Here is a 16,918-nt window from a genome sequence, read left to right on the forward strand (position 1 = left end):
GGGAGAATTTTCTCCCGAAGCGTCGACCAAGGGGCGGAAGCCGACATCAGTCGGCAATGCCGTCCCGCCCCTCGACGGCCATCAGCGTTGCGGTAAGCAGGGCGATCAATCGCGATCGACCATCCTTCTCCGCGAACACCTCGGTTTGGGCCAGAGTCAGAGTGCGTCCCGCTTTCACGACCTTCCCTCGGGCGATGATCCGGTCGCCAGCGGCTGGAGCCAAGAGGTTGATCTTGAACTCTGTAGTCAGCACCCCGCGGTCCATAGGCATCATAGAGAGGGCGGCATATCCTGCTGCGCTATCGGCAATGGCACTTACCGCGCCGGCATGAACGAAACCGTGCTGTTGAGAGATTGTCGGAGCAGGCGCCAGTTCGATGGCGACAGCGCCGGGCTCCACGGTTGCGATGGTTGCGCCGAGGGTCGTCATCAGGCCCTGTTTCGCAAAGCTGGCTCGGATGCGCTGCTCAACCCGACTGCCGTCTTCGCTCATGGGAACCTCCGGGGTGCAGCCTGACAGCCGGATCAGAGTTCGGCAACGGGTCGGAACCGGAACCCTGGATTAGCGGACCCGGGCTACCCCTCCAGCGCCGCGATCATCTCCACCCGCGTCGCATGCCGGCCGCCTTCGAATTCGGCGGTCAGGAACGCATCGGCGATCGCGAGCGCCAGCCCTTCGCCGACCACGCGCGCGCCGATCGAGAGCATGTTGGCGTCGTTATGCTCACGGATCATGCGGGCCGAGAAGGTGTCGGCGCAGACCCCGCAGCGAATGCCCTTGACCTTGTTCGCCGCCATCATGATGCCCTGGCCGGTGCCGCACAGGATGATGCCGAGCCGGCAATCGCCGGCAGCGACGAGCCGCGCCGCCGCTTCGCCATGCCGGGGATAGGGCGTGCTCTCCGGCGTCGTCGGGCCGATATCGACCACGTCCCAGCCCTGCGCGGCGACATGCCTGGCGATGGCCTGCCGCAGCGGGATGGCGGCGTGATCGCTGGAGAGGACGATGCGATTGCTGTCTGTCACGGGGAAGTCGTCCATTATGCCGGGGCCGTCTGCCGGCCGCCAGCCTAGCTCATGGCCTCTGCCGGGGCGATCGGAATCGTCCGGGCCGGCGCCGCTTCGACATCGGCCCCGATGCATCGCCCTGCATGGCTGCTGACCGGCGATGACAGGATCGGCCTCGCCTCGCCGCCGCGATTGAGCGATGCTGCCGCACAAGGAGCCCGGAAGAACGGATCAATTCGTCCGGCCCTGCGTTACAGCGCGAACCGCCGGCGCGATCGGCCCCGGCGGCTTCTGCCATGATCGGTTTGGGGAGCGACGATGATGAAGGCCCTTCTTGGAGCAGCAACCCTCGCGCTCGGCCTCGGGTTCGGTGCACCGGCCATGGCCTGCGAGCTCGACCGCCCCTTGAAGATGGCCGGGCTCGACTATGATTCCGCCGCCTTCCACACCGCCCTCGCCAGCGCGATCGCCGAGCGCGGCTTCGGCTGCAAGGTCGAGCGCGTGCCGGGCGTGATCGCCCCGCTGGTCAACGGCCTGGCGCGCGGCGATGTCGACATCGTCATGGAGATCTGGATGGCCAACCCGGTCGATGCCTGGGTGAAGGCGACTGATGCCGGCAAGGTCGAGCCGCTGGGCACCACATTCCCCGATGCGAGTGAGGGCTGGTTCGTGCCGCGATATCTCGTTTCCGGGCCGGATGCCAAGGCGCCGGACCTCAAGAAGCCGGAGGATCTCAAGCGCTACAAGGCGCTGTTCGCCGATCCCGAGGAGCCGGCGAAGGGGCGTTTCTACAATTGCGTCGCCGGCTGGGTCTGCGAGGGCATCAACACCAAGAAGCTCGCGATCTACGGGCTCGCTGAGGATTTCACCAATACGCGCGGCGGCTCGGGCGAGGCGCTGGTCGCCGCGATCGAGGCTGCGCTCAAGCGCAAGCGCCCGGTGGTGTTCTACTATTGGGGGCCGAGCTGGCTGCTAGGCGCCTATGACCTCGTCAAGCTGGAGGAAGCGCCCTTCGATGCGGCGGTCTGGGCCGATCTCAAGGCCAGCGACAATCCAAAGCGCGCCACCGCCTATCCGATGAGCAAGGTCGTGATCGGCGCGAATATCGATTTCGCCAAGAAGGCGCCGCAGCTCGCGACCTTCTTCAAGAGCTATGGCACGACCAGCGACGTGACCTCGAAGATGCTGGCCGAGGCGCGCGAGAAGGGCGTCACGCCCGAGCAGCAGGCGCTCGTCTTCCTGAAGACTCAAGGCGATATCTGGAAGAAGTGGCTGCCGGCCGATGTCGCCAGCAAGGTCGCGTCGAGCCTGTGACCACTGCCTTGGTGCCGGATTTCGGCAAGGCGTTGCAGGGCGCCGTCAACCGGGCGGTCGATGCGCTCGTCACCGGCTATGGCGACAGGCTCGACGGCTTTAGTGCCGTGCTGACGGCGCCGGTGCGCCTTGTCGAGACGCTGCTTCAGCATGTCCCGGTGCCCGCCTTTGTCCTCGCAGTCGCTGCAGGGGCGTGGCTCGCGACGCGGCGGATCGGCTTCGCGCTCGCGATGGCAACCCTGCCGCTGGCGCTGGCCGGGCTCGGCATCTGGGGCGAGGCGATGCAGTCGCTCGCCCTCGTCACTGTCGCCGTGCTGTTCGTCGGGTTGCTGGGCTTGCCGCTCGGCGTCGCAGCCGCCCGGATTCCGCGGCTCGGCCGGGCGGTGGCGCCGCTCTACGACCTGATGCAGACCATCCCGAGCTTCGTCTACCTGATCCCGGTGGCGATGCTGCTCGGGCTCGGCCGCGCGCCGGCTCTCGTCGCGACGCTGGTCTACGCGCTGCCGCCCTTCGCACGCTTGACCGAACTCGGCCTGCGTGGCGTCGATGCAGGACTGGTCGAGGCCTCGCGGGCACTGGGCCTCAGGCCTCGGCAAGCCTTCTGGCTGATCGAACTGCCGCTTGCCCGGCCGGTGATCCTGCAGGGGCTGAACCAGGCGATCATGATGGCGCTGGCCATGGTCGTGGTCGCCTCGATGATCGGCGCCAAGGGGCTGGGCGAGGTCGTGCTGCTCGGCCTGCAGCGGGCCGATCCCGGCCTCGGCTTCGTCGGCGGGCTCGGCATCGTGCTGCTCGCGGTGCTGCTCGACCGGATGGCGCAGGCGATCCTCGGGGCAAGGCAGACGCCGCGGTGAGACACCACCGTATCAGCAGGGGACAACCTCGAAACAGGCACTTGAACAAAACAAGAACATTCTTGATAATGCCTTCATCGGCCGATAAGGTTCGGCTCCGGTCGAGCGGCCGGTTTGTGTGAAGTGCGCAGGAAATGGAGCCTGTCATGGCTGGTAGCGTCAACAAGGTCATTCTGGTCGGCAATCTCGGGCGCGATCCCGAAGTGCGCCGCCTCGGCAGCGGCGAGCCTGTCGTCAATCTGCGTATCGCCACCTCCGAGACCTGGCGCGACAAGCAGAGCGGGGAGCGCAAGGAGCGCACCGAGTGGCACTCGGTCGTGATCTTCAACGAGAACCTGGCGAAGGTCGCCGAGCAGTATCTGAAGAAGGGCTCGAAGATCTATATCGAGGGCCAGCTCCAGACCCGGAAATGGCAGGACCAGTCCGGCGTCGAGAAATACACCACCGAGATCGTGCTGCAGCGCTTCCGCGGCGAGCTCACCATCCTCGACAGCCGCCAGGGCGGCTCCGACGAATATGGCGAGGGCGGTGGCAGCAGCGGCGGCTACGCGGATGACCGCTCAGGCGGCGGCGGCTCGTTCGGCCGCTCCAGCGCGATGGGCAGCGGCGGTGGCGGCGGCTCGCGCCAGCCGGCCATGTCGGGCGGTGGTAGCGGCGGCGGGCGTTCGTCCTCCAGCCATCTCGACGACGACATCCCGTTCTAGGGCCTGGTTCCGGCTTCAGGCCGGAATGGTATCGATGTTTTCAGAAGGGCCGGTTCTCGCAAGGGGGCCGGCCCTTCCGTTTTCGGTTCAAGGCCGCGCGATGACCAGGCGCAGCGAGCCGTCGAAATTCGGCTGGTTGCGCAGGAAGCCGTAGCAATCGTCCCAGGCGCCACAGTCCAGGTCCTGGCGCAGCTTCTCGATCGAGGCGGCGTTCTGGGTCTCGCCGACGAAGCTCCAGGCCGAGCATGCCGAGCGCGCGCCCGGATCGAGGAAGAGTTCCGGCCGGCCGTAATAGGCCTCGTTGAAGCCGTCGCGGCAGGCGAGCGGGATCGGCACCGCGACGATCTCGACATCGCCGCCCAGAACCGTGCCGATATGACCGAGCGAGGGATAGCGCCGCGCCTCGGTCGCCAGCACCTCCGGCGCATAGTGGTTGAGCCAGAAGGCCTGCACCAGATCGGGATCACAGGACAGGATCACGACCGGCCCGCGCGTCACCCGGCGCATCTCGCGCAGGCCCGCATCGAGATGCTGCCATTGATGCACGGTGAAGGTCGCCATGCTCGCGTCGAAATACCCGTCGGGAAAGGGCAGGGCTTCCGCGGTGGCGTCGATCGCCGCGACGATATCCGCCGGGCGCTGCGCCCGCATCGAGGCAGAGGGTTCGACCGCAATCATGTCGCGGCCGCGCGGCTCGTAGGAGCCGGCGCCGGCGCCGACATTGAGCACCCGCCGGGCCGGGCCGAGCGCGGCCTCGATCAGCGCGGCGATGGCGGGCTCGGGCTGGCGATAGGAGGCATAGCCCTGTCCGATGCGGCCGTAATCGGCATCGCCGGCGCTGCCATCGGCGCGGCGCGGGCTCGAACTCATGTCGTTCATCGGGATATCTCCGTCAGCATGGAGCGCCAGAGCGGCAGGGCGTGGTCGCGTGTCAGCGGGGCGAGTGGAAGCGTGGAGGCCGTGTTGGGTTCGAGCCAGGCGATCTCCGCGATCTCCGCTGCGGGCGCTGGCTTTCCATCGAGACGCAGGGCGTAAAGCTCGGCATCGACGGTGAAGCCCGGCTCATTGGCGGCCGGTGCCGCGAAGCGTCCGCAATGGCGTGCAGCCTCCAGCGAAGCAGTAAGTCCCAGCTCCTCCCGGAGTTCGCGGGTGAGCGCGTCGAAAGGCCCTTCGCCGGGCTCGATCTTGCCGCCCGGCTGCATGAACCAGGCGGTGCCGCGCTTGCGGACCAGAAGGAGGCGCTGGCGCGCGTCGGTCAGCAGCGCGGCCGCGATGCGGATTTGCCGGGTATCCTCGCTCACGACCGACTCCTCTCAGGCTGGTGCAGGGGAGGATTGGCACGATCCGCAGGGAACGGGGAAGGGGCCTCTTCGATGGCGCGGCCGGGAGGATGGTGGTAGGAACCGGCGCTGGATTTCGAGAGCGAACGCAAGCAAGGCGTCAGGATCATGTTCGAGGCACGCAGCATCGCCGCCGGCAGCAAGCCGGAGTTCTATCGCGAGCTCGCGGCGCAGCTCGAAGCGCTGCTCATGGGCGAACGCGACCCGATCGCGAACGCCGCCAACACCTCCGCGCTGCTGTTCCAGATGATGCCGGACCTGAACTGGGCCGGCTTCTACATCATGCGATCAGGCGAACTCGTCCTCGGCCCCTTCCAGGGCAAGCCGGCCTGCGTCCGCATTCCCGTCGGCAGGGGCGTCTGCGGCGCGGCCGTGGCGCAGCGGAAATCGATGCTGGTCGAGGACGTCCATGCCTTTCCCGGCCATATCGCCTGCGATGCGGCCTCGCGCTCGGAACTCGTCGTGCCGCTTATCGGACGCGATGACGTCATCGGCGTGATCGACCTCGACAGCCCGTCACCGGCGCGCTTCGATGCCGACGACCAGGCCGGCATCGAGCGCATCGCGGCGATCTGGCTCGCGGCCTGCGGCGAGGGCGTCAAGGCTGCCCTGGCCAGAGCGTCCTGAGGCGGCGGTGCCCTCGCTCAGCCTGCGGATACAGCTCGACCCCGAAGGCAGGATCGGCCCCGGCAAGATCGCGCTGCTCGAGAACATCGCGACGCATGGCTCGATCTCGGCGGCCGGCCGGGCGATGGAGATGTCCTACCGGCGCGCCTGGGAACTGGTCGAGGAACTGAACGTGCTTTTCGGCAAGCCGGTGGTCGAGCGCCAGGTCGGCGGGCGCAATGGCGGTGGGGCACGACTGACTCCGCTCGGCGAAGCGCTCATCCTGCGCTTCCGCGCGGTCGAGCAGGCTGCGACCGAGGCTGCCGCGACTCATCTCGCGGCGCTACAGGCCGAGATCGACCGGCCCGAGCGCGGCTGAATCGCTGTCGCGCGCACCGCGTCGGCAGCGCCCTGCATTCATCGAATAGCGGATATGTGAGGGTCGTCCGGAAGCGCGGGCTGGCCTGATTTCGCGTGGCCGAGGCCCATCGGAGGGCAGAGCCGGCGAGCCGCTTTTCCTTGACATGCCCGCCCGATTCGAACAGGCGTATCGCATATGCAGCAACGCCGCTGCAAGTCTTTTTTTGTAATGATTCCAATGAGGAAGCTGCCGGCCCTTGGTGCCCGGCAGCAGGTGCTGGAACCGGCTGGAGCCGGGGCGGCGCTCCTCCGGAGAAGGCTGGATTTGTGATGATGCGTGCGTTTCGTCTGGCTCTTGTTGCGATGAGCCTGTCCGTGGTCGCGGCCCAGGCCCAGGCGCCGGGGCAGTCCGCCCCACAGGCCCCCACCGAAACGGCCCCGCCTGCGGCACAGACCCAGCCGGTTCAGCCGGCGCCCGCGACCCAGCCCGCGACGCCGACCAATCCGCTGCCGTCTGCGCTGCCTCAGCTCGGCATCAATCCGCCGAGCGCCGCTCACCCGCCGCTGACCACCAGCGAGGCCGCGACACCTGTGATGGCTCCGGCCCCGGCCGCGACGGCGACCTTGCCGCATGACCTGTCGCCCTGGGGCATGTTCATGGCGGCGGATATCGTCGTGAAGGGCGTGATGCTCGGGCTTGCCTTCGCCTCGCTGGTGACCTGGACGATCTGGCTCGCCAAGGCGATGGAGCTGGCCGCTGCCAAGCGTTCGGCCGGCCGGGCGCTGCGCCGCATCGAGGCGGCCGAGAACCTGGGCGAGGCAGCCGGAGCTGCGGCGGGCAGGAACGGCAAGCTGCGCGGCGCCGTCGGCTTGTTGCTGTCCGCTGCCCTGTCCGAGACCCGCCGCTCGGCCGACCTCGGCGAGGACGGTATCAAGGAGCGCGTCGCCATCGCGCTCTCGCGGATCGAGGCGCGCGCCGGCCGCTCGATGGCGCGCGGAACCGGCCTGCTCGCCACGATCGGCTCGACCGCCCCCTTCGTCGGCCTGTTCGGCACGGTCTGGGGCATCATGAATTCCTTCATCGGCATCAGCCAGGCCAAGACGACCAATCTCGCCGTCGTCGCGCCCGGCATCGCCGAGGCGCTGCTGGCGACCGCGATCGGCCTCGTCGCCGCCATCCCCGCCGTCATCATCTACAACGTCTTCGCCCGCGCGATCACCGGCTACCGCGCCACGCTTTCCGATGCGTCGGGCGAGATCCTGCGCCATCTCTCGCGCGACCTGGAACGCCGCCAGCGCGCCGTCGCACCGGCCCCGCGTTCGGCCTATTCGTCCTCGGCTTCAGCCGCGGCGGTGGCGGCCGCGCCGCTCGTTCCGGCGGAGTGAATCATGGGCGTTTCCCTCAAGGAGCCGCAGGACGGCGACCTCGGCGAGGTCAGCGACATCAACGTGACGCCGTTCATCGACGTCATCCTCGTCCTGCTGATCATCTTCATGGTGGCGGCGCCGCTCTCGACCGTCGATGTCGCGGTCGACCTGCCGGTCTCGAACGCGCAGCCGCAGCCGCGGCCGGACACGCCGATGTTCCTGACGGTGAAGGGCGATCTCACGCTCGCGCTCGGCAATGATCCCGTGCCGCGCGAGGCCCTGCAGACGGCACTCGACCAGAAGACGAACAGCGATCGCGAGCAGCGGGTCTTCCTGCGGGCCGACGGCAGCGTCGCCTATAGCGAGCTGATGAACGTGATGAACCTGCTGCGCAACGCCGGTTATCTCAAGATCGCGCTGGTCGGCCTTGAGGACACCGGGCAGGGGGCTGCTGCGGGGCCGAAGCCATGAGCCTCGAGCGCCCGTCATTGTCGCGTTTCGCGCCGGCGGCCCTGCGCTGGAGTCTTGCGGCCCTGGTGGTCGCGAGCGCCCATGGCACGGCCGGCTGGGTCATCGCCAACTGGCAGCGCGCCGAGGCGGCGATGGGCGCGCCTCCGGCCGCCGTGATGATCGAACTCGCGCCGCTCGCCGTCGCCCCCGAGGCGCCGCCGCAGGAGGTTGCGCCCGGCCCCGAGATGGCCGAAGCGCAGCCCGAGCCCGAACCGCCGCCACCCGAGCCGGTCGAGCCGCCCAAGGAAGTCGAGCCGCCTCCGCCGGAACCGGAGCCCGTCGCGATCCCCGAGCCCGAGATCAGGATTCCCGAATTGCCGCCGCTGCCCGATGCTGCGGCGATCCTGACGCCGCCGCCGAAGGAGGCTCCGAAGCCGCCGCCGCCCAAGAAGCCGAAGCCGAAACCCAAGGTCGTCGAGAAGAAGAAGCCTATCCGCCCGGACAAGCCGAAGGCCGAGCAGACCTCGGCGCCGGTGGCGCAGGCGCAGGCCGCTCCGCGCGCCGCGGCTCCCAATTCCGGCGCTTCATCGCCGTCTCCGGCCGCGACCGCGAGCTGGCGCGGGTCGCTGATGGCACATCTCAACCGCTACAAGCGCTTCCCCGGAGGCGCCAGCCCCGGCACGGTCCAGGTCGCCTTCAGCATCGACCGCGGCGGCCGTGTGCTCTCGGCCCGTCTCGTCCGGGGCTCGGGCGATGCGGCGCTGGACGGGGAGGCGGTCGCGATGATCCGTCGCGCCAGCCCCGTCCCGGCACCGCCGGATGGGCTCGGCGGCGGAGCGATTTCGCTGAGCGTGCCGATCAAGTTCTCGCGCTAGGCTGGCCCGGGAACCGGAGCTATCGTCTGCGCGTAGGATGGTTATGAGCGAGAGGAGAAGCGCGATGACGATCATCAGGCTTGCCGCCGGCGCGATGCTGGCCCTCGCATTGAGCGGCTGCGTGACCACGGAGGCGCAGTATCGCGCGATCGACGAGGAGCGCTGCCGCTCCTATGGTTTTCGCGCGCCGGGCGAGGCGTTCTCGAACTGCCTGATGCAGCTCGATCTCGATCGCGCGGCCGAGCGGCGCTATCGCTTCGACCGCTTCGACGCCTCCGTCGGCGGGCCCTGGGGCTACGGCCGGCGCTGGTAAGGGCGCATCCCGACAAGAAAAAAGGGCCACGCCAGAAGCGCAGCCCAAGTCTAGGGAGGAAACGCCCAAGGAGGGCGGCGCAACATCTCTGCTGCGCTGCACTTTAAATAGTAAGCTCAGGTGACGCCTGCAAGGCCAAAAGGGCAGCATCGCTGTCTTATTTTTAGGCGCCTCGTTTCTCAAATGAAATCAAAGGATTTCGGGCGATTCCCGCAAGATCGTGCGAGCTGCCGTCAGTCGCCTGCTCATCTGCTGCATTGCAAGAATGGCAGATTGACAGGCGCCCGGATCTATTCATTCATATGCATGCAAATGAATTCCGCTTCGCCCGACCCGGCGCGAGCGGTATCGGCGCGGATTGCAGCCGCAGCAGGGCGAAGGACTTAAACCCGATGCAGATCGATCGTCGCAGCTTCGTCGCGGGCACGCTTGCCCTCGGCGTTCCCTCGCTGGCGCGCGCCCAGGGCGCGGGGCCGATCCGCATCGGCGAGATCAACTCCTATACCGCGCAGCCGGCCTTCCTGAAACCCTATCGGCAGGCCTGGGAACTGGCGCAGGAGCAGATCAACGCGGCGGGCGGCGTGCTCGGCCGCAAGCTCGAAACGGTGTTCCGCGACGATGCCGGCAAGCCGGAGGATGCGGTGCGCCATGCCGCCGATCTCGCCACGGCCGAAAAGGTCGACATCATCGCCGGCGGCTTCCTTTCCAATGTGGGACTGGCGCTCGCCGACTACGCCAACCAGAACAAGCGGCTCTATGTCGCCTCCGAGCCGCTGGCCGATGCGCTCGTCTGGTCGAAGGGCAACCGCTACACCTTCCGCCTGCGGCCCTCGACCTACATGCAGGCCGCGATGCTGGTCGAGGAAGCGGCGAAGCTTCCGGCGAAGAAATGGGCGATCGTCGCGCCGAACTACGAATACGGCCAATCGGCCGTGAAATGGTTCAAGGAATTGCTGTTGAAGGCACGCCCCGACGTGACCTTCGTCGCCGAGCAGTTCCCGGCGCTCGGCCGCATCGACGCCGGCGCCACCGTGCAGGCGCTGGAAGCGGCCAAGCCGGAGGCGATCTTCAACGTCACCTTCGCCGTCGACCTCGCCAATTTCGTCCGCGCCGGCAACACGCGCGGCCTGTTCGAGGGGCGCCAGGTCGTCTCGATGCTGACCGGCGAGCCGGAATATCTCGACACGCTCGGCGCCGAGACGCCGGAGGGCTGGATCATCACCGGCTATCCCCATGCCGACCTGCAGACGCCGGAGCACGTCAAGTTCCGCGACGCCTACAAGGCGAAGTACAACGACTATCCGCGGCTGGGCTCGGTCGTCGGCTACGAGACGGTGCAGGCCATCGCCGCGGCACTCGCGAAGGCCGGATCGACCGATAACGAGAAACTGGTCGATGCCTTCGAGGGGCTGAAGTTCGGCTCGGCCTTCGGTCCGATCGAGTTCCGCAAGATCGACCACCAGTCGACGCTCGGCGCCTATGTCGGCAAGAGCGCGCAGAAGGACGGCAAGGGCATGATGGTCGACTGGAGCTACCGCGACGGCGCCAAATACCTGCCGAGCGACGACGAGGTCCGCAAGCTGCGCCCAGCCGTCTGACCTTGCCTGAGATGGAGCACGGCGCTACGGCCTGAAGGTCGTAGCTTTGCGCCCGAAACGACATGCTTGATCTCGTCCTCACCCAGACCCTGAACGGCCTGGCCTCGGCGTCGTCGCTGTTTCTGGTGGCGTGCGGGTTGTCGATCATCTTCGGCGTCACGCGCATCGTGAACTTCGCCCATGGCTCGCTCTACATGCTGGGCGGCTATCTGGCCTTCACGCTGGTGACCTGGCTCGGCCCGGCCGATCCGCTCGGGTTCTGGGGCGGCGTCATCCTCGCCGTGCTTCTGACCGGCCTCGCCGGCGTGCTGATCGAGGTCCTGATCCTCCGGCGAATCTATCAGGCGCCGGAGCTGTTCCAGTTGCTCGCGACTTTCGGCGTCGTGCTGATGCTGCAGGACATTGCGCTGGCGACCTGGGGGCCGGAGGACAAGCTCGGCCCGCGCGCGCCGGGCTTCCGCAGCTTCGTCATCCTGTTCGACAACCGCTTCCCGAGCTACGAGCTGTTCCTGATTGCCGTCGGGCCGGTCGTGCTCGGCCTGATCTGGCTCTTGTTCCACCGGACGCGCTGGGGCGTGCTGATCCGGGCGGCGACGCAGGACCGCGAGATGGTGAGCGCGCTTGGCGTCAACCAGCGCCTGCTCTTCACCTCGGTCTTCGCCTTCGGCGCAGCGCTGGCGGGGCTCGGCGGCGCGCTCCAGCTCCCGCGCGAGGCGATCAACCTTCACATGGACCTGTCGATGATCGCCGAGGCCTTCGTGGTCGTGGTGGTCGGCGGGCTCGGCAGCGTGACCGGCGCCTATCTCGCGGCCGTGCTGATTGGCGTGCTCCACGCCTTCGGCATCCTGATCCTGCCCAAGATCACGCTGGTGCTTGTCTTCCTGGTGATGGCGGCGGTGCTGATCGTCCGGCCGCACGGCCTACTCGGCAAGGCCTCCGTCGAGCCACGCGGCCATGCCGGCCAGCTCTTCCTGCTGAGTCCCGCAGACGGCGCGGCGAAGCTGTTCGGAGCCGTCGCGCTCAGCCTGCTGATCCTCGCGCCGCTGGTCGTGCCGGATCATGTCGTCCTGACGTTGACCGATCTCGTGATCTTCGCAGTCTTCGCCGCCTCGCTGCATCTCTTGATGGGGCCGGGCGGCATCACCTCCTTCGGCCATGCCGCCTATTTCGGGCTCGGCGCCTATGGCGCGGCGCTGGCGGTGAAATGGCTGGGCAGCCCGATGGAGGAGGCCTTGATGCTGGCGCCGCTCATGGCCGGCATCGCGGGCGCGATCTTCGGCTGGTTCTGCGTCCGGCTCTCCGGCGTCTATCTCGCGATGCTGACGCTCGCCTTCGCCCAGATCGCCTGGGCCACAGCCTTCCAGTGGGTCGATCTCACCGGCGGCGACAATGGTATCCTCGGCGTCTGGCCCTCGGCCTGGGCGGTGCCCAAGACGGTATTCTACTATCTCGCGCTCACCATCGCCGTGCTGGTCATCGTGGCGCTGCGCGTGATCATTTTCGCACCCTTCGGCTACGCCTTGCGCGCCGGCCGCGACAGCCCGTTGCGGGCCGAGGCGATCGGGCTCGATGTCGGGCGCCTGCAATGGGCGGCCTTCACCATCGCCGCGGTCGCAGCCGGCATCGCCGGCGGGCTCTTCGCCTTCTCGAAGGGCTCGGTCTTCCCGACCTATATGGCGATCCCGCGCTCGGTCGATGCCTTGCTGATGGTGCTGCTCGGCGGCGTCCAGACGGTCGCCGGGCCGGTCGTCGGCGCCTTCGCCTATATGGGTTTGAACGAACAGCTCGCGAAGATGACGGCCTATTGGCGCTTCGGGCTGGGGCTGTCGATCGTGCTCCTGGTCGTGCTGTTCCCGCGCGGCCTCGTCGGCACCTGGCTGTACTGGCGCGCCCGGCGCGAGAGCGCCGCGCAGGCGACGGCCGTGGCATGAGTGCGTCCATGCCTCCCGTGCTGGAAGCCCGCGATCTCGCCAAATCCTTCGGCGGCGTGAAGGCGGTCGATGGCGTGTCCTTCTCGGTCGAGGCCGGCAAGCTGGTCGCGCTGATCGGCCCCAATGGGGCAGGCAAGACGACCTGCTTCAACATGCTGAACGGGCAACTCAAGCCCGATCGCGGCGAGGTTCTGCTCGAAGGCAAGCCGATCACCGGGCTCGAACCGCGCAAGATCTGGCGCCTCGGCGTCGGCCGCACCTTCCAGATCACTGCAACCTTTGCCTCGATGACCGTGCGCGAGAACGTCCAGATGGCGCTGATCTCCCATGCCGGGAAGAGCTGGCGCCCGTTCGGACGCGCCGACCAGCGCCGCCTCGAACCGGCCGATGCGCTGCTCGCTCAAGTCGGCATGGCCCAGCAGGCCGAGCGTGCCTGCGGCGTGCTCGCCTATGGTGATCTCAAGCGCGTCGAGCTTGCGGTGGCGCTCGCCAACGCGCCGAAGCTGCTGCTGATGGACGAACCCACCGCCGGCATGGCGCCGCAGGAGCGCATCGCCCTGATGGCGCTGACGGCCCGCATCGCACGGAAGCGCGGTATCGCCGTGCTCTTCACCGAGCACGACATGGATGTCGTCTTCGCCCATGCCGACCGTGTTCTGGTGCTCGACCGGGGTCGCCTGATCGCCGCCGGCACCAGTGCCGAAGTCCGCAACGACCCGCAGGTGCGCGCGGTCTATCTCGGCTCCGGCGCGACCTCGGGAGGGCATTGATGACGGCGCTCCTCCAACTCTCCGGCGTCGAGGCCTGGTATGGCCGCGCCAAGATCCTGCATGGCGTCGGCTTCTCGGTCGGACAGGGCGAGGTCGTCGCGCTGATGGGCCGCAACGGCGCCGGCAAGTCGACGACCATGAAGACGGTGATGGGGCTGGTGCCTGAGCCGCAAGGCTCCATCCGCTTCGAGGGCAAGGAGATCGCCGGCCGCGAGCCTTTCCAGATCGCCCGGCTCGGCATCGGCTATGTCCCCGAAGATCGGCGCGTCTTCTCCGAACTGACCGTGATGGACAACCTCGAAGTCGGCCGCCAGCCGCCCCGTCACGGCGCGCCTCACTGGACGCCGGAGCGGCTCTTCGACCTCTTCCCCAATCTCGGCCGCATGCGCGACCGGCCGGGCGGGGCCATGTCCGGTGGCGAGCAGCAGATGCTGACCATCGCCCGCACGCTGATGGGCAATCCGCGCCTGTTGCTGCTCGACGAACCCTCGGAAGGGCTTGCGCCCGTGATCGTCGAGGCGATGGCGGAGACGATCCGCGTGCTGAAAGGCGAGGGGCTGTCCGTGCTGCTCTCCGAGCAGAACCTGCATTTCGCCGGCAGCATCGCCGACCGCGCCGTCATCATCGAGAAGGGGCTGATCCGCTTCGACGATACGATGGCCGCGCTCAAGGCCGACGAGGCGGCGCGGAGCCAGTATCTGGCGGTCTGAAGCCTGAGAGCAGGCGCCGCATCACGTCGAGCAGCGGCTCGACCTCGCGCTCCGCCATCGGGTCCAGCGCCGCGATGGTAATCGCCTTGGCGCGGACGACATAATCCGGCAACAGCTCGCGGCCGCGCTGGCCGAGCTGTACCAGCACGCGGCGCTTGTCGTCGGGATCGTGCAGGCGCTCGACCAGCCCGCGCTCGGCGAGGCGCGTCACCACGCCCCGGATCGTGGCCGGGTCCATCGCCGTCATGCGGCCGAGCTGGTTCTGGGAAATCCGTCCGTCGACGGCGAGCCGGCAGAGGACCGCGAATTGCGGCGGCGTCGGCCCGTCTGCGCCCATCATCTCCAGGAACATCGCGACATAGCGCTGCTGCATCTGCCGCAGCAGGAAGCCGAACTGCTCGTCCAGCGCATAGCCGGCGAGGTCGATGGGTTCAGGCATCGCGGAATCGGCCGGGCCGCTGGCCGAGCGGTGATGCCGGCCGAGCCCGTCTTCCGATTCCTCTGCGCGATCCATGCTGGCTCCGGGTGGCGATTCTGCCGCTGTCGGCAGAGGCTCATTCTCCCGGATCATATGTGTTCATTCAATCGGCAAGGCAACGCAGCCGCAGCCGTCATGCTCGGGCTTGACCCGAGCATCTCAGGAAGGAAGCGCGCCTCTGTCGGCGCGTCATTCTCGGGTCACCGCGCTGCGGCGCCCGAGAATGACGGCAAGCCGTCGCGATCAGCCCAGCGACATCGTCAGCGGCGGCTTCACTTCGGGCGGCAGCGGCGAGGTGTAGCCTTCCTTGCCGAGGCGGGCCTTATGGTCGGCCTTGGCGGCCGCCATCAGGGCCGGGTCGCTCAGCACCGCGGCGCCGGTCGCGGCCATCGCCTTGGCGACATGGACCATAGCCTTGTGCGCGGCGGGGGACTTGCCTTGCGCCACCACCTGCCAGGTGTGGAACGGCGTGCCCATCGCGACCGTCGGCGCATGGGCCTGCACGGTCGGCACCGCCCAGCTCACATCGCCGATATCGGTCGAGCCGATCGCCGGGTTGCGCCGGGCGTCGCGCGGCACGAGGAAGTCGGCGAGCGGCGCGCCGCTGTCCGGCATGCCGATGGTGCGCCAGATCGAGGCGATCTCCTGCGGGGAGAGCGTGCCGCGGATCTTCTCGGCATAGGCCTTGTCGGTCTCGTCGAAATGCGGCGCGCCGAGTTCGCCCATCACCTTGTGCATGGCCTCTTCGAGCGGCGTGTTGGCGACGAGGTCGGAGACGGCGCTGACGATGCGCATCTCCATCTTGGTTTCCGTCATCAGCGCCGCGCCTTCGGCGATCTTCTTCACGCGTTGGACGAGCTCCAGCATGCCGCGCAGATCACGGGCGCGGATCGAGTAGCGCACTCGGGCATGGGCCTGGACGACGTTCGGCGCGATGCCGCCGGTATCGAGCAGCGCGTAATGGACGCGTGCGTCGGAGGGCATGTGCTCGCGCATGTAGTTGACGCCGACATTCATCAATTCGACGGCGTCGAGCGCCGAGCGGCCGAGATGCGGCGCGGCAGCGGCATGCGAGGCCCGGCCGGTGAAGACGAAATCGGCGCGGGTATTGGCGAGCGCGAGGGCCGGAGCGACCTCCCAGAAGCTCGACGGGTGCCAGCTAATGGCGACATCGGCGTCGTCGAAGGCGCCAGCGCGGACCATGAAGGCCTTGGCGGCGCCGCCTTCCTCGGCCGGGCAGCCATAGTAGCGCACGCGACCGGGAATCTTGTTCTCGGCGAGCCATTCCTTCATCGCCACCGCTGCGAGCATCGCGGCGGAGCCGAGCAGGTTATGGCCGCAGCCATGGCCGTGGCCGCCGGTCTCGATTTCCTTGTGCTCGGAAGCGCCGGCTTCCTGCGACAGGCCGGGCAGGGCGTCGTATTCGCCGAGGAAGGCGATGACCGGGCCGCCTTCGCCGGCCTCGCCGATCACGGCGGTCGGGATATCGGCGACATTCTCGGTGATCTTGAAGCCCTGGTGCTTCAATTCGGCGATATGCTCGGCGACGGAGCGCTTCTCGGTGTAGCACACCTCCGGCATGCCCCAGACCCGGTCGGAGAGCGCGATCAGGCGCTCCTTGTTCGCATCGACATGCCGCCAGAGATCGTTTCGATTGTCCATTGTCGTTCCGCCTGGAGAACGCCTTGGCGCTCCCCGTCTTTCGTTGAGAGGCGGATTCCCCGACGGGGCCGATGCGGCCGGGCCGGACCCGCCTCTGGTGGGCAGCGGCATATGAGCAATCTCATACCGCCCCGTCCAGACATTCAGTGCATGGCGGAGCAGCGTCTCAGGCTTTGGCCTGCGCCGATGGTGTGGCGGCGAAGTCCGCCAGGATCGGGCAATCCGGCCGGTGGTCGCCATGGCAATGCGTCGCCAGATGCCGCAGCGTGTCGGCCATCGCCTTGAGCTCGGCCGCCTTTTCCTCAAGCTCGCGGACATGCGCCATGGCGAGGTTCTTCACATCGGCGCTGGCCCGGCTCTTGTCGCGCCAGAGCGCGAGCAGCTCCCGCGTTTCCTCCAGCGAGAAGCCGAGATCGCGCGAGCGGCGCACGAAGCGCAAGGTATGCACGTCCTCGGCGGCATAGACCCGGTACTGCGCGGCGGTGCGGGCCGGTGCGGTGATCAGGCCGATGCTCTCGTAATAACGGATCATCTTGGCGCTGACGCCGGAGCGGGTTGCGGCTTCGCCGATATTCAT

20 protein-coding genes are annotated in these 16,918 nt (G+C 68.0%); 13 read left to right on the forward strand and 7 right to left on the reverse strand.

Translation table 11 applies throughout. From position 1 onward, the window contains the following. Window positions 1-46: 46 nt before the first annotated feature. Window positions 47-493, reverse strand: coding sequence for a PaaI family thioesterase (locus FHT98_RS23910; RefSeq protein WP_091859263.1), 447 nt, complete (start codon window positions 491-493; stop codon window positions 47-49). Between the two features lie 83 nt (window positions 494-576). Then, the gene (rpiB, locus tag FHT98_RS23915; protein ID WP_061968338.1) at window positions 577-1,026 is read right to left on the reverse strand and encodes a ribose 5-phosphate isomerase B; all 450 of its coding nucleotides are present in this window, start codon (window positions 1,024-1,026) and stop codon (window positions 577-579) included. Window positions 1,027-1,326: 300 nt separating this feature from the next. Here rpiB and FHT98_RS23920 point away from each other — a divergent pair, with 300 nt between their 5' ends. The 3 genes from FHT98_RS23920 (at window position 1,327) to ssb (ending at window position 3,880) form a co-directional block, all read left to right on the forward strand. After that, a complete protein-coding gene (locus tag FHT98_RS23920) occupies window positions 1,327-2,322 on the forward strand; it encodes an ABC transporter substrate-binding protein (RefSeq protein WP_210244400.1) in 996 nt (331 codons plus the stop codon). After that, entirely contained in the window at window positions 2,319-3,176 is an 858-nt protein-coding gene (locus tag FHT98_RS23925) for an ABC transporter permease (protein ID WP_142115523.1), read from the forward strand. The genes FHT98_RS23920 and FHT98_RS23925 overlap by 4 nt, the downstream gene beginning before the upstream one ends. A gap of 146 nt (window positions 3,177-3,322) precedes the next feature. Next, window positions 3,323-3,880, forward strand: coding sequence for a single-stranded DNA-binding protein (gene ssb, locus FHT98_RS23930; protein WP_142115524.1), 558 nt, complete (start codon window positions 3,323-3,325; stop codon window positions 3,878-3,880). Between the two features lie 87 nt (window positions 3,881-3,967). On the opposite strand, the gene FHT98_RS23935 is transcribed toward ssb, so the two are convergent. Beyond that, window positions 3,968-4,759, reverse strand: a complete 792-nt coding sequence (locus tag FHT98_RS23935) for a class I SAM-dependent methyltransferase (protein ID WP_210184318.1) — start codon at window positions 4,757-4,759, stop codon at window positions 3,968-3,970. Beyond that, window positions 4,756-5,181: an NUDIX hydrolase gene (locus FHT98_RS23940; protein WP_142115525.1), complete on the reverse strand. Its 426-nt coding sequence runs from the start codon at window positions 5,179-5,181 to the stop codon at window positions 4,756-4,758. Before FHT98_RS23940 ends, FHT98_RS23935 begins: the two co-directional genes overlap by 4 nt. Window positions 5,182-5,328: 147 nt before the next feature. On the opposite strand from FHT98_RS23940, the gene FHT98_RS23945 reads away from it, so the two are divergent. The 10 genes from FHT98_RS23945 to FHT98_RS23990 all read left to right on the forward strand — a co-directional run bounded on the left by FHT98_RS23945 (window position 5,329) and on the right by FHT98_RS23990 (window position 14,201). Beyond that, window positions 5,329-5,847: a GAF domain-containing protein gene (locus tag FHT98_RS23945; RefSeq protein WP_142115526.1), complete on the forward strand. Its 519-nt coding sequence runs from the start codon at window positions 5,329-5,331 to the stop codon at window positions 5,845-5,847. 7 nt (window positions 5,848-5,854) lie between these two features. Beyond that, window positions 5,855-6,205 carry a winged helix-turn-helix domain-containing protein gene (locus tag FHT98_RS23950; protein WP_061967973.1) on the forward strand — a complete coding sequence of 117 codons (351 nt, stop codon included), beginning with the start codon at window positions 5,855-5,857 and terminating at the stop codon, window positions 6,203-6,205. A 344-nt stretch (window positions 6,206-6,549) separates the two neighbouring features. After that, window positions 6,550-7,572 carry a tonB-system energizer ExbB gene (exbB, locus tag FHT98_RS23955; protein WP_248309299.1) on the forward strand — a complete coding sequence of 341 codons (1,023 nt, stop codon included), beginning with the start codon at window positions 6,550-6,552 and terminating at the stop codon, window positions 7,570-7,572. 3 nt (window positions 7,573-7,575) lie between these two features. After that, the gene (gene exbD, locus FHT98_RS23960) at window positions 7,576-8,025 is read left to right on the forward strand and encodes a TonB system transport protein ExbD (protein ID WP_061967971.1); all 450 of its coding nucleotides are present in this window, start codon (window positions 7,576-7,578) and stop codon (window positions 8,023-8,025) included. Continuing rightward, window positions 8,022-8,879, forward strand: a complete 858-nt coding sequence (locus FHT98_RS23965; RefSeq protein WP_142115527.1) for an energy transducer TonB family protein — start codon at window positions 8,022-8,024, stop codon at window positions 8,877-8,879. The genes exbD and FHT98_RS23965 overlap by 4 nt, the downstream gene beginning before the upstream one ends. 64 nt (window positions 8,880-8,943) lie before the next feature. Continuing rightward, window positions 8,944-9,192: a hypothetical protein gene (locus FHT98_RS23970; RefSeq protein ID WP_142115528.1), complete on the forward strand. Its 249-nt coding sequence runs from the start codon at window positions 8,944-8,946 to the stop codon at window positions 9,190-9,192. A gap of 392 nt (window positions 9,193-9,584) precedes the next feature. Further along, the gene (locus FHT98_RS23975; RefSeq protein ID WP_142115529.1) at window positions 9,585-10,790 is read left to right on the forward strand and encodes an ABC transporter substrate-binding protein; all 1,206 of its coding nucleotides are present in this window, start codon (window positions 9,585-9,587) and stop codon (window positions 10,788-10,790) included. A 62-nt stretch (window positions 10,791-10,852) separates the two neighbouring features. Beyond that, window positions 10,853-12,721, forward strand: coding sequence for an ABC transporter permease (locus FHT98_RS23980; protein ID WP_142115530.1), 1,869 nt, complete (start codon window positions 10,853-10,855; stop codon window positions 12,719-12,721). After that, window positions 12,718-13,491 carry an ABC transporter ATP-binding protein gene (locus FHT98_RS23985; RefSeq protein WP_142115531.1) on the forward strand — a complete coding sequence of 258 codons (774 nt, stop codon included), beginning with the start codon at window positions 12,718-12,720 and terminating at the stop codon, window positions 13,489-13,491. The genes FHT98_RS23980 and FHT98_RS23985 overlap by 4 nt, the downstream gene beginning before the upstream one ends. Further along, window positions 13,491-14,201: an ABC transporter ATP-binding protein gene (locus FHT98_RS23990; RefSeq protein ID WP_142115532.1), complete on the forward strand. Its 711-nt coding sequence runs from the start codon at window positions 13,491-13,493 to the stop codon at window positions 14,199-14,201. The genes FHT98_RS23985 and FHT98_RS23990 overlap by 1 nt, the downstream gene beginning before the upstream one ends. Here FHT98_RS23990 and FHT98_RS23995 read toward each other — a convergent pair. The 3 genes from FHT98_RS23995 to cueR all read right to left on the reverse strand — a co-directional run bounded on the left by FHT98_RS23995 (window position 14,158) and on the right by cueR (window position 16,918). Then, window positions 14,158-14,715 carry a MarR family winged helix-turn-helix transcriptional regulator gene (locus FHT98_RS23995; RefSeq protein WP_210244401.1) on the reverse strand — a complete coding sequence of 186 codons (558 nt, stop codon included), beginning with the start codon at window positions 14,713-14,715 and terminating at the stop codon, window positions 14,158-14,160. The two genes, FHT98_RS23990 and FHT98_RS23995, sit on opposite strands and share 44 nt — an antisense overlap. Window positions 14,716-14,922: 207 nt before the next feature. After that, complete coding sequence (locus tag FHT98_RS24000) at window positions 14,923-16,341, reverse strand: M20 family metallopeptidase (protein WP_142115533.1); 1,419 nt, start codon at window positions 16,339-16,341, stop codon at window positions 14,923-14,925. A gap of 166 nt (window positions 16,342-16,507) precedes the next feature. Next, window positions 16,508-16,918: a Cu(I)-responsive transcriptional regulator gene (cueR, locus tag FHT98_RS24005; RefSeq protein WP_142115534.1), complete on the reverse strand. Its 411-nt coding sequence runs from the start codon at window positions 16,916-16,918 to the stop codon at window positions 16,508-16,510.

Origin of the sequence: Allobosea sp. AK1, from assembly GCF_006714945.1 — a bacterium.
GTDB lineage: Bacteria > Pseudomonadota > Alphaproteobacteria > Rhizobiales > Beijerinckiaceae > Allobosea > Allobosea robiniae.